The sequence below is a fragment of the Novosphingobium sp. genome (assembly GCF_031424035.1).
GTDB lineage: Bacteria > Pseudomonadota > Alphaproteobacteria > Sphingomonadales > Sphingomonadaceae > Novosphingobium.
Genome location: NZ_JANPGP010000024.1, coordinates 1 through 10,898 on the forward strand (window position 1 = coordinate 1; position 10,898 = coordinate 10,898).

The 10,898-nt window shown below is 61.8% G+C and carries 17 protein-coding genes; 4 read left to right on the plus strand and 13 right to left on the minus strand.

What is annotated here, in order from left to right; all coding sequences use genetic code 11:
• From RMO89_RS02870 to RMO89_RS02880, 3 genes are all read right to left on the minus strand, one after another.
• A partial coding sequence (locus tag RMO89_RS02870; RefSeq protein WP_310531108.1) for a TIGR00730 family Rossman fold protein occupies positions 1–535 on the minus strand: 535 nt, incomplete at its 3' end.
• A complete protein-coding gene (locus RMO89_RS02875; protein ID WP_310531109.1) occupies positions 535–951 on the minus strand; it encodes a hypothetical protein in 417 nt (138 codons plus the stop codon). The genes RMO89_RS02875 and RMO89_RS02870, both read right to left, overlap by 1 nt.
• A gap of 54 nt (positions 952–1,005) precedes the next feature.
• Complete coding sequence (locus RMO89_RS02880) at positions 1,006–1,878, minus strand: phytanoyl-CoA dioxygenase family protein (RefSeq protein ID WP_310531110.1); 873 nt, start codon at positions 1,876–1,878, stop codon at positions 1,006–1,008.
• A 62-nt stretch (positions 1,879–1,940) separates the two neighbouring features.
• Between RMO89_RS02880 and RMO89_RS02885 the strand changes: the two genes are divergently transcribed.
• The 3 genes from RMO89_RS02885 to RMO89_RS02895 are packed head-to-tail and all read left to right on the plus strand — an operon-like array spanning position 1,941 to position 3,328.
• Positions 1,941–2,525: a DUF2585 domain-containing protein gene (locus tag RMO89_RS02885; protein WP_310531111.1), complete on the plus strand. Its 585-nt coding sequence runs from the start codon at positions 1,941–1,943 to the stop codon at positions 2,523–2,525.
• Positions 2,526–2,529: 4 nt separating this feature from the next.
• Complete coding sequence (locus RMO89_RS02890) at positions 2,530–3,021, plus strand: hypothetical protein (protein ID WP_310531112.1); 492 nt, start codon at positions 2,530–2,532, stop codon at positions 3,019–3,021.
• Between the two features lie 4 nt (positions 3,022–3,025).
• Positions 3,026–3,328, plus strand: a complete 303-nt coding sequence (locus RMO89_RS02895) for an alkylphosphonate utilization protein (RefSeq protein ID WP_310531113.1) — start codon at positions 3,026–3,028, stop codon at positions 3,326–3,328.
• A 24-nt stretch (positions 3,329–3,352) separates the two neighbouring features.
• Here the strand turns inward: RMO89_RS02895 and RMO89_RS02900 are convergent, their stop codons facing one another.
• The 5 genes from RMO89_RS02900 to RMO89_RS02920 form a co-directional block, all read right to left on the minus strand.
• Positions 3,353–3,805, minus strand: a complete 453-nt coding sequence (locus RMO89_RS02900) for a glycine zipper 2TM domain-containing protein (protein ID WP_310531114.1) — start codon at positions 3,803–3,805, stop codon at positions 3,353–3,355.
• A gap of 160 nt (positions 3,806–3,965) precedes the next feature.
• A complete protein-coding gene (locus tag RMO89_RS02905) occupies positions 3,966–5,015 on the minus strand; it encodes a hypothetical protein (protein WP_310531115.1) in 1,050 nt (349 codons plus the stop codon).
• Between the two features lie 244 nt (positions 5,016–5,259).
• Entirely contained in the window at positions 5,260–5,559 is a 300-nt protein-coding gene (locus RMO89_RS02910) for a hypothetical protein (RefSeq protein ID WP_310531116.1), read from the minus strand.
• 101 nt (positions 5,560–5,660) lie between these two features.
• The gene (locus RMO89_RS02915) at positions 5,661–6,293 is read right to left on the minus strand and encodes a hypothetical protein (protein ID WP_310531117.1); all 633 of its coding nucleotides are present in this window, start codon (positions 6,291–6,293) and stop codon (positions 5,661–5,663) included.
• A 170-nt stretch (positions 6,294–6,463) separates the two neighbouring features.
• Positions 6,464–7,024: a hypothetical protein gene (locus RMO89_RS02920; protein ID WP_310531119.1), complete on the minus strand. Its 561-nt coding sequence runs from the start codon at positions 7,022–7,024 to the stop codon at positions 6,464–6,466.
• Positions 7,025–7,179: 155 nt separating this feature from the next.
• Between RMO89_RS02920 and RMO89_RS02925 the strand changes: the two genes are divergently transcribed.
• Complete coding sequence (locus RMO89_RS02925) at positions 7,180–8,553, plus strand: PIN domain-containing protein (protein WP_310531120.1); 1,374 nt, start codon at positions 7,180–7,182, stop codon at positions 8,551–8,553.
• Between the two features lie 71 nt (positions 8,554–8,624).
• On the opposite strand, the gene RMO89_RS02930 is transcribed toward RMO89_RS02925, so the two are convergent.
• From RMO89_RS02930 to RMO89_RS02950, 5 genes are all read right to left on the minus strand, one after another.
• Complete coding sequence (locus tag RMO89_RS02930) at positions 8,625–8,843, minus strand: hypothetical protein (RefSeq protein WP_310531121.1); 219 nt, start codon at positions 8,841–8,843, stop codon at positions 8,625–8,627.
• A gap of 136 nt (positions 8,844–8,979) precedes the next feature.
• A complete protein-coding gene (locus RMO89_RS02935) occupies positions 8,980–9,282 on the minus strand; it encodes a YciI-like protein (protein ID WP_310531122.1) in 303 nt (100 codons plus the stop codon).
• Positions 9,279–9,659, minus strand: a complete 381-nt coding sequence (locus RMO89_RS02940; RefSeq protein WP_310531123.1) for a DUF1801 domain-containing protein — start codon at positions 9,657–9,659, stop codon at positions 9,279–9,281. The genes RMO89_RS02935 and RMO89_RS02940 overlap by 4 nt, the downstream gene beginning before the upstream one ends.
• Positions 9,659–10,234 (minus strand): hypothetical protein, encoded by a 576-nt coding sequence (locus tag RMO89_RS02945; RefSeq protein ID WP_310531124.1) that lies wholly within the window; start codon positions 10,232–10,234, stop codon positions 9,659–9,661. Before RMO89_RS02945 ends, RMO89_RS02940 begins: the two co-directional genes overlap by 1 nt.
• Positions 10,235–10,244: 10 nt before the next feature.
• On the minus strand, positions 10,245–10,898 hold a 654-nt coding region (locus RMO89_RS02950), incomplete at its 5' end, for a phosphomethylpyrimidine synthase ThiC (RefSeq protein ID WP_310531125.1).

Sequence of the window (10,898 nt, forward strand, 5' to 3'; positions counted from 1 at the left end):
GCGCCGCCATGCGCGCCAGCAGCAGGTCGAGATCATTCTCGGCCATCATAATGCCGGCATGGGCTTCGCGGATGAAGCCGACCTCGATCATGTGGCGGTTGAACGCCAGCAAGTGGTCATAGAACCCGAAGGCGTTGAGCAAGCCAACCGGCTTGGCGTGATAACCCAGCTGCGCCCAGCTTATTGCTTCCCACAATTCGTCCATCGTGCCGACCCCGCCGGGGATGGTCAGGAAGCCGTCGGACAAGTCGGTAAAGGCGGCCTTGCGTTCATGCATGTTGGCGACAACGCGCAGTTCGGTGCATTCGCGGTTGGCTACTTCGGACGAGACCAGCGCTTCTGGGATCACCCCGATCACTTCGCCGCCCGCCTTCAGCGCTGCTGTCGCGACTCCGCCCATCAGGCCCAACCGCCCGCCGCCATAGACCACACCGATGCCGCGTTCGGCCAGCGTTCTGCCAACCTGCGCGGCGACTTCGATGTAACGGGAATCAGCGGGACTCGCGGAGCCACAATAGACGGCAAGGCGTTTCATCAATTGGTCTTTCGCATCGTGCACGCCACCATCAGCAGCTTGCGTTCAAAACTGCCCTCTCGCGTCGGCACGAAACGGCGGGAAGCCAGCGGCCGGACCACTTCAACGCGCGCGCCATCTTTGCGGATCGAGGTCGTGCTCCACTCTCTGTAGCTAAGCGCCCCGCAATCAAACTGCATGATGCCATCAGCACCGACCTGACCCGAGGTCATCTGCGGATCGAATGCGTTGTGCGTGAGTACCCGTACCTGACGGACCCGGGCGTCGCCGATCGCAACATCCTTCACGGTCGCGTCATCGATCAGGAACTTCGTATGTCCGGGCGATTCCGCAACAAAAACGGGGGTTGCCAGTCCGGGGGCCGCTGCCAGGATGGCCACCGCAACGGGCAAAAAGACAAGGATCGCACGTGTCATGGCACTGCCTTTAGCGCGGCGATGCGGCGCGCGCCAGCACTGCGCTTTGCAGGATCAGGACGCCGGCCCGGCACTCCATCCCACAGGAAAGGCCGTCCGGTGCAGGCCGATGGGATCGCCATCTGGGATCGGCCCATCCGGCTCCCCTCCTGGCGGCGGGAAGGTCTTGCCTGCGCTGCGATGATGGCGAAGGTCCGGCCCACCCCACAGGCTGGCGAAAGCGCGGCGTGGATGATCGCACCATGCTCGGCCATCGGCGCCGTGCAGCATATTGCCCTCAAAGATCAGTGCGTCGCCCGGCTGAACATCAAAGCGCATGATATCGAAGCTGCCTTTGTGGCTCGCGACATCGGGCACCAGCGGCAGATAAGCATCGCCCAGCTGCGCGGCTTCGAACTCGCCCTTGCGCTCGGACAGGACGGGCGAGCTGGCCATGGTCCGCGTATTATAGGCCACGTTCCAGAGGTGCGATCCGCGAACGACCTGCACAGTGAGATCGGCAGGGCTGGAATCGCAGCACAGCCAGACACGCACCATCTGATCGCCCCGGACGCGCAGGAAGGGCGTATCCTGATGCCACGGCGTCGGTGCGATCGGGCCGGCGGACTTGTAGAAGATCTGGTCGAGCACGAGCTGCGCGGATGGTGTGCCCATCATCCGCGCGGCGATTTCTCCGGGCAGGCCGCTCGTCACCAGAGCGGCGAGCGAAGGACTGTTCTGGCTTGGGTATTGTTCGACCAGCGTTTCTCCGGTGCCTTCCGCCGTGCGCACGATCGAATAGCGGTGATCACGGTTGCGGTAGGCTTCCTCCACTCCGGCTTCGAGCAGGGCCAACTCTTGTGCATCCAGAACGCCGCGCAGAACAACTGCGCCGTCGCGCTGGTAGGCGGCGATGTCATCCGTACAAATGTTGAGCGGCAGGCGCATGCAGGCGAGCATAACCGCGCATCCAAGCTTGCCAAGCCGCAACGGCGATGCATCATGGTACCATGCAAAGCTTGCTTCCAAACCGGCGCGGTGCGCTACTCGCACTTGTCATGGCGGTCGCCTTCGGCCTCATCCTGCTCGCCATGGGCCGCGCCGCGATCTGCGCCTGCGGCACGATCAAACTATGGCACGGCGTGGTCCAGTCCTCGGAAAACAGCCAGCATATCGGCGATTGGTATTCGTTCAGTCACGTCATCCACGGGCTGCTATTCTACTTTTTTGCCCATATCCTGTGGCGGAGATGGAAGGTTTTTGGCGGCCGTCCGGCGATCTGGGCCCTGCCGATTGCGGTCGCCTTCGAAGGTTTCTGGGAGCTGCTGGAAAACTCCCCCATCATCATCGACCGCTATCGCGCAGTGACCATGAGCTATGGCTACGAAGGCGACAGCGTGATCAATTCGCTGTCCGATATCGGCTTCATGACGCTTGGCTTCCTGATCGCCAGCCGCCTGCCTGCCTGGGCTAGCGCGGCGTTGGCCATCGCGTTCGAAATCTTCACTCTGGTGATGATCCGGGACAATCTGGCGCTGAACATCCTGATGCTTGTCTGGCCGATTGAAGCCATCCGCCAATGGCAGGCGGGTTAGACTCATGAGGGTTCCCTCGTTCCGCGCGCGGCTGCGCGCTTTTCAGGCCATGCGGGGCAATCCGCCCGACGCCGGTTTCATCGCCGACCTCGAATTTCTCGAGAATCGCGATCTCGACCTCTCGGTGCGTCTGGGTGCCATGCTGGCGTTCAATGCCTTGCTGATCACCATTGGCACGCATCCGGTATCGGCGAGCCCCGGCGCTCCGCTCAGCCTTGACGCTGTCACCCAGCCCCTGCTTACGTTCGCCAGTCTGGCGGGATTGCTCCCGCTGGTGCTGTCGAGTTGGTACGTCCTGTCCGCCATGCTGCTTGGCGAGGAGTTCGATGCCGATGACATGGACGGTGAGGCTCTGCGCACCCGGCTCTACGCCGCCTTCATCCGCTCGATCGATGCGCAGGCGCGGCTCTTGACCCGGGCGATCCATGCGACCATCGCCGGCGGCGTACTGACTGCCGCCGTCTGGGTGGCAATCCTCTGGACCAAGATGGGCTGACGCGATGAGCGATGATGACTATGTCTATGACGAAGACAGCGGCGAATGGATGCCGGCGTCCGAACTCGCCGCCAAGCGCGCTGCAGCCGATACGGTGGAAGTCCGTGATGCGGTGGGCAACGTCCTCGCTGATGGCGACGCGGTAACGCTGATCAAGGACCTCACGGTCAAGGGTGCCGGCCAGACCCTGAAACAGGGCACCGTCATCCCCTCGATCCGCCTGACCGGCGACGCCCAGGAAATCGACTGCAGGTACCCCGGCATCAAAGGCCTGGTCCTGCGCGCCGAATTCGTCCGCAAGCGCTGAAACCTCCCGGGCGGTCGCCTGCCGTCAGTTGCAGCGCACGTTGCGGCTGTCGATGGCGGCCCCGGCAGCAGCGCCGCCGATGGCGCCCAGCACGGTGCCAAGGGTCTTGGAGTCGCCGGGCGCAATGATGTTGCCCAGCACGCCGCCAGCAATCCCGCCAACAATCAGCCCGGTCGTCCCGTCGCTGCGGCGGCAATAATACCGGCCGTCCTGCCCGCGATAGACGCGGTCGTCGGCGCTAAGGTTGCGGGTGCGATAGCGGCGATCGGCGCGGTAATAGCGGTCGGCGTAATAGCCATTGTAAGCTGGATCGGCGTTGTTCCAGTCATAGCGGCCATAACGGTCGTAGGAGTTGCGGTCATAATAGCCCCAGTCATTGGCATTGCGACTGGATCGGTAGCCATCGTCATAAGTCGCGCAGCCGCCGAGCAGCGTCACAGAGGCAAGGGCAATCGGAAGTGACAGAGATTTGAACATGGGATCAACTCCTTCGAGCAACCCCTCCCGCCGGACCTAACCACCCATGCCTCCGATTGTTCCGCCATGTCTGACGTGATGAGGCGGCCCGCTCCAGATTGAACCGGTGCGGACCGCCTCGCCCACTACCCCGTCGCCGGGGAACAGGGGCTTGGAAGACTTAGTTCACGGTCTCCTTGATTCGAGCTGCCTGTTGGCCACCTGTCCGGACTGTTTCCTGCTCGCTGAACGGAGCATAGCTGCGGAAGTCGAACGGCTCCGTCGCCGCCGTGCGCTGGCGATGCTCTGCCGAAGCCAGCATGATCCGGGCGCGCTTGCGGCGGGTCTTACGCGAATGGAACGGGTTCGACGCATCGGGAGCGGCGGAAACCATCCGTTCGATCAGGGCCTGACGCTCAGCGCCTGTAGGCACAGGACCTGCGGGGATGCGCGCCGGCTCATTGAATCGGCGAGCCGCGGCGGGTGTCGCCCCGGCAGGACCATCGGCGGCATAAGTCGGCGTGCCAGCCGGGACGACCTCTGGATTGGCTTCGCGGCGGGCGTCCGCACCAGCGAAAGTAGCGGCGAGCGAACTGGTGGCCAGCGGCGCGCGGATCGGTGCGCGGCCTTCGTTGCGGGTATCGCGGTAGACCGCAGCATCAGCAGGCTGAGTCTTCCGGCGGCGCTTGCCGGCGGTCGCGGCGTAAGCGATGCCGCCGCCGACTGCCATGCCGCCCAGCGCCAGCGGGATCAGCCAGCCATTGTCCTCTGCCGGAGCGGCGGGTGCTTCGGCAACCGGAGCGGGGTCAGCCGCAACCGGCTGCGCGATCGGATCGGTGGCCGCGTCCGGAACCGTGACAGGAGGGACGATCGTCGGCGGTTCGGACGCGGCGGGACCAGCAACCGCCGAGGGGGAGGAAGTTTCGGTGGTGCGGCTGCTGGAACGGGTGGTCTTCTTGTTCGCGGCGCGCGGTTCGGCGCGGGCGCTCGGCGAGGCTGCCGGCTCAGGCGCTGCCTGCGCGGCTGCCGGCGGAGTCGTCACGTCGGGCAGGACGATGACCGGTGCCGGTGCCGGAGCGGCGGGCGCTGCATCGACGGGCGGCAGGACGATAACCGGGGCCGGTGCAGGCGCTCCGGCCTCCTGGGCCGAAGCTGCGGTGAAGGGGATCGCGCTGGCTGCAAGGATCGCGGCGAGGGCGAGGGGCGAAGTAGTGGGGGCTAGTTTCGTCATGCATTCAAGCTGGCCATCGCCGGCCATGATTGAAACCTTGACAGTGGCATTTAGAGACGAGCCGAACGGTGCGAGCGGATGAATCGAGTTAACTTGAAATATATGAAAAGTCGTGATTTTCTATCGTTGCAAAAGTGAACACCTCTCATTCATCGCGCGTTTAGGCGGGGTTCATCGGCCCGCAAGGATTGCGCACTAGCGCCCAAATCACCGTCCCGCGCCAGCCTCGTTTCACCGCAGCGAATCACTTCGACAGCCGCCTGCGGTTCGAGCGGACCTTCGAGCGGTAGTGCTGCAACGATACCCGCGTTGCCGCTTCCGGGCCCTGCATCGGGTTGGTCATCATCGCCATGCCAAGCTCGACGTGCGAGGCGACCTTTTCCGAAACCATCCGCACCGCCTCGTTCCGCGCCGAGGCACCGCCACCCGCCAGTTTCAGCGAGCGCAGCCAGATCACCGAAGCGGCTTCGCCCCACAGCATCCAACTCTGCCCGGCAAGGCTCATCCAGTCTGCAATCTGCGGTGTTTCGGGCTTGCGTGACATGCGTCGGCTCCTGTTACAGTGCCCGTCAGCCGCATCCTCATTCCCCCGGGCGGTCTAGCACGCCGCCTTCAAGGTTCCCCATCAATTCTGCGCGGTTAGCGTCAGGAACAGGCCTCGACGTAGCCGAGCGTCGGCATCATGCCGAAATGCATCGCCGTCACTTTGCCTTGCGGGCTCATTTCAAGGCGCACCGCCGGCTGGCGGTTTCCCGCGCCGGGCGTGGTCAGGTACTTGGCCCCCGCAACATACTTGTGCGGCGTCTCGCGGAAGCCCACGAAGGCCTCGTTCACCTGCGCGCGGGTCGATCCCACGCCGATCCCCTCGATCGTCGTCACATTCGAGCCTGCGCCGGCCGTGATGCGGCGCACCTTACCGCCTTCAGTGATGGCATAGACGCCGGGATAGTCGGCCGAGCTAATCACCCGGCACGTGTCGGAAGCCTGCGCCCCGCGCTCGCTCCACGGACCGTCACCGGGAGGCGCCTGATCAAACAGCAAGGTGCCCAGCCCGCTCAGCGTCAGCACCCGGCCGCCCGCGCCCGGCCCGGCAACATCGCCGAACTCGGCGGCCGCCGTGGGCGAAACCAGAGCGTCGAGCGAGGATTGGGCCGAAGCCCCCGAAGCATTGGCCGCCTCGGATGTCGGTTCGCTGTCCGACCGCTGGCCGGAGCAGGCTCCGAGTGAGGTAATGGCGACGATGGGGGCAAGGGCGAGTAATGCGATAATCCGGCTCATGCCTGCCCAAACTCCCCGCTGGCCGGCAGGTTCCCCCCGCCCGCGAATTGATTCGGGATTGGCGTGCATGGGTGACAGAGGTGACACCCTGTCACCCGGTCCGTCACCGGCCAATCCGGCACAAATGCGCGGGTTTTTCCGCCGGATAACAGGGTGACACCGCGCGCGCATCACAGCCCCCGCAACGTCGCCAGCGTCGGATCGGGCGCGGTATAATCGCATGACCTGTCCGCCGCCTTCTGCGCGTCAAGCGCGTGGTCGGCCGGCCAGAGCACGTCCTCATGCTCGACCATGTCGAGCAGCGCATCCCAGCGCTCCGACCAGAAATCCGCCGCCGCGCGGTAACGGCCCAGCTGCTGCGCCCCATAGCGGTTGCGCGCGGCGAGGAGGAAGCAGGTCAGCCGTTCATCGAAATGCGTGCGGCTGCCCACCTGCTCGCCCTTGTGGAACACCGGCACCTCCACCCCGAACAGCGCCCGTTCGAGCGCCGCCTGGTGAAGCGCATCATAGCCATGCTGAAACGCCGCCTCCCAAGCCACATCGAACGGCTCGCCCTTGAGCCGGTTGCGGAGCTTGTAGGCCGACTGCCGCGACATCCCCACCGCCTTCGCGGCAGCGGCAACCGAGTGGCAAGCCGCCAGCTCGCGAAGGAAGGTGGCCATCTTGGCCTTGGTCCAACGGTCGGGGTGGGATTGTTCAGGGCGAGCGGGGATGAATTTTGGTTCGGTCATTGGATGAGGATAACCGATTTGGTTTGTGTAGGAAAATCCTTAGCAACGCCTCTCGATCACCGGTATAGCCGTCAACCAAAGAGGTCGACTCTCTTCATTCAACAGCTATATTTGATCAAACTTGTTCGTCGCAATTGGCTCAATGGAGACTTGGATTGAAGAAACCGGAGAAGGCGCAAACCGATGGCCCACAAAAGTCTCCCTTGGATCTGTTAGCCATTTTCCAGCTCGAAAAGTCTTTTCCCGACGTTTCGACTATTTTTGAATCTAGCAAGGTTTCAGACGTTTCTTCTTCGGACGTCTTAATTGCAGTCGATACAAACATCCTGCTTCTACCTTACACGATACGAAAAGACAGTCTCGCGCAGATCGAGAAATTTTTCAAAGATGCGAAGTCACATGGGAGATTATTCCTCCCGGCCCGTGTCGCCCGTGAGTTTATCGTAAATAGAGACCGAAAGCTCGCTGAGCTACTTCAGAAACTAAGTGATACAAAATCGAAGATTAATATAGGAGAAAATAAGTTTTCTCCTATATTAGATGACGTAGCAGGAAGCGATGAATTAACCGCCGCAAGCGCTGACCTATCTGATGCCAAAAAGAAATATACAAAGGCGATCGAAAAGGTCATCGATAGCGTCAGGAATTGGAGTGGAAACGATCCCGTAACTAAAATTTATCAGTCGGTCTTCACAGAAGATACAATTGCGTCTCCTGATGAAGACAATGAAGCTCTTGCTATCGAATGGGAGATTCGGAGATTAGCGAAAATACCACCCGGATATAAAGACGCTTCAAAAGATGATACTGGAGTTGGCGACTTTCTAGTCTGGAAATCCCTTTTAAAACTCGGTAATGATCACAATAAAGACATAGTATTTATTACGGGAGATGAGAAGGCCGATTGGTTCGTCCGTGCGCAAGGGCAAGCGCTCTACCCTCGCCCAGAGCTAATAGCAGAATATCGCAAGATTTCTGGAGGAAAGAACATTCGAATTGCTGAACTCCATGAAGTTCTACGTGAAATGGAGGTAGCGCAAGACGTTGTCAGCGACGTTGAGGAAGCAGAGAATTTCCAGAGACGAAACGCCCCAGAAAACCCCGTTTCGACGAAGAGAGAAAGTTTAAATGCGGTTGCTATAAGCGATCTAAGCTCTGCCTCGCTCGCCAATTTTAGACTGACATACGGGGGCGAGCATGTCACGTTTGCGTCAGGTGAGGCTGCATTTACAATCCAAATATCGGAATGCGGGCCAAACGCGGTATGGATTTATCCCAATCGATTCCTCAAGATCGGCCAATTTCCGGACGAAATCTTATCGCGGACCCATAACGATCAATTTGGATTCACAGTATCTTTAAGTAATTTTAGTCTGAAATTTAACCAGCTATTTTTCGCCAAAAATGACGATGGGTTTCTTCTGTTAGCTCGACTTATATCAAATAATATTCCTAAGCATGGTGAAATTTTTGAATGTGATTTTGTTTATTCTATAGTCCCACCAGGAGCTCGTATCATTTTACCTTAATTTTCAGTGAGGCCTTTTGATCCCGGCTGCACCTAACGGGCATTTTGTTGAAATTTCCTAATAGTTGCCCTTCACCCACACTCAAACCGCCCCCCACTCGGCAGCCCGATGTAATAGCCGCTGCGGAACCGCACTAGGGCATTGGCATAGTCCGGGTGGCACTGCGCCGCGTTCAGGCGGTTGATCGTGGAATTGATCGTGTTGCAGCCGCTGCGCACATAGTCTCCGCCCATGACCGTGCCGCCGGCGCCCATCCTGATCCAGGCTTCCACCCATTTGCGCGCGGTCATCATGTCCTTGGTGGCGCAGGCGACGGCTTAGTTCAAAACCGCGCGGCACCGGGATTTGCGCGGGGAGGCCAGCGCGTCGGATTATCGCCGGATGCCTTGCGAAAGGTGTGGCAATTCCAGTCCGGGTGCTTGGCAGTCAGGCGGCGGGAGCCCAGCTTCCCGCAACTGTGACCCATTCCCGCACCCGCCAGCGGACCACCAGCCCCTCGCGCACATAGGGATCAGCCTCGGCAAAGGCCTGCGCCGCGCTGGCATCGTCGCCGGCGAACAGCAGCAGGGCTTCCTTCACCGCGCCGTCCGCTTCGAGCGCCGCGCCGCCGAGCAGCAGTTCGCTGCGCGTGGTGGCCTTGCTCGCCATTGCCAGATGCTCGGCGCGGAATTCGGGGCGGCGGTCCATGTAGTCCGCCGCGAGGGTGTAGGTCAGCAGCCAGTGCTTCACTTGCGCGGCTTCTCCGGCGGCACGTAATCGCGGCCCGCGTTGTGCGCGATGGCGTCGTGGATGAGCGCGGTGAAGGCCGTCTCGTCGAGCGTGTCGCCTTCCTTCAGGTCAATCGCGCGGCGGGTGCCGGTGTCCTTGGCGGGGCCGAACAGGCCGGCGGGATCGGACAGCTTGGCACCGCGCGCGAAGGTGAGCTTGACCTTGTCCTTGTAGGTCTCGCCCGTGCAGATCAGTCCGCCGTGCGACCAGGTGGGCACCCCCGCCGGATTGCTCGGCTTGCGCCACTTGATCTCCTCGACCACCGCAGGATCGGCGGCGAGGATAGCTGCGCGGACGCGGTCGAGCGTGGCGGCGCGCCAATCAGTAGTAGCGGTCATTACTGTCCTCCCGCGCGGGTTTTGAACACTGTTCGGTTGCGCGAGAGCCACTCCTCTGTGGCGTCGTCCTTGAAGTCAACTTCCTTGAGCGAAGTGACCGTGCCGCCATCGCGGGTGGTGGTTTCGCGAATGCGCGCCGGGCGATCATCGTCCGTGCCATCGGTTTCGGACACCAGCACCCAATGGGCAGAGTCGGTGCCGGATGCGATCCGCAGACGAGACGTCTCATGTTCGGCCGGCCTGCCGGCGCGGTACGTGCCGGCATATTCGGTGACGCCGTCCTTGCCGAGCATGGCCACCGTGGTGATCCACACGGTGCCAACCTTGGGGCCATCGTCATAAGCGCTGGTACGGATCTGAGTCACCCCGTCAGCCACCATCGCGATCGTCGTGGTGAAGGGAATGCCCTCCCACTTGCCCGACTGGTAATCGCGGTATTGCAGCTCCGCCGACCAGGTCCCCGCAAGACTGGCGCGGGCCTGGGCAACGGTGAGCGAAGTTGCGGCTTTCCCCGATGCGCCGGACGCTGCGAGTGCGAACATGGCCGCACCCGCCGCGAGGGCAAACCTCGTCATGCCTGCGCCCTTAGTCATGCTCCCGGTCGCCGGCACCGATGTAGAGTTCGCGGCCGCCTTCGTCATAGACCTTGCTCATTTCCGCCATGCCCTTTTCGGCGTCTTCGGTGGCGATGAACTCGGCGCTGTCCTGATTCTGCAGGCGCGCGAATTCGCGGACTTCCTGGCTGATCTTCATCGAGCAGAACTTCGGCCCGCACATCGAGCAGAAGTGCGCCGACTTGGCGCCTTCGGCCGGGAGCGTCTGGTCGTGGTACTGCTCGGCGGTGTCCGGGTCCAACGACAGGTTGAACTGGTCGCGCCAGCGGAATTCGAAGCGCGCCTTGCTCAGGGCGTCATCACGCACCTGCGCGGCGGGGTGCCCCTTGGCGAGATCGGCCGCGTGGGCGGCAAGCTTGTAGGTAACCACGCCAACCTTGACGTCGTCACGGTCGGGCAGGCCGAGGTGTTCCTTGGGCGTGACGTAGCAGAGCATCGCCGTGCCGTACCAGCCGATCTGCGCTGCGCCGATGCCGCTGGTGATGTGGTCGTAACCCGGCGCAATATCGGTAACCAGCGGTCCGAGCGTGTAGAACGGGGCCTCGCCGCAAGCTTCGAGCTGCTTGTCCATGTTCTCCTTGATCTTGTGCATCGGCACGTGGCCGGGGCCTTCGATCATCACCTG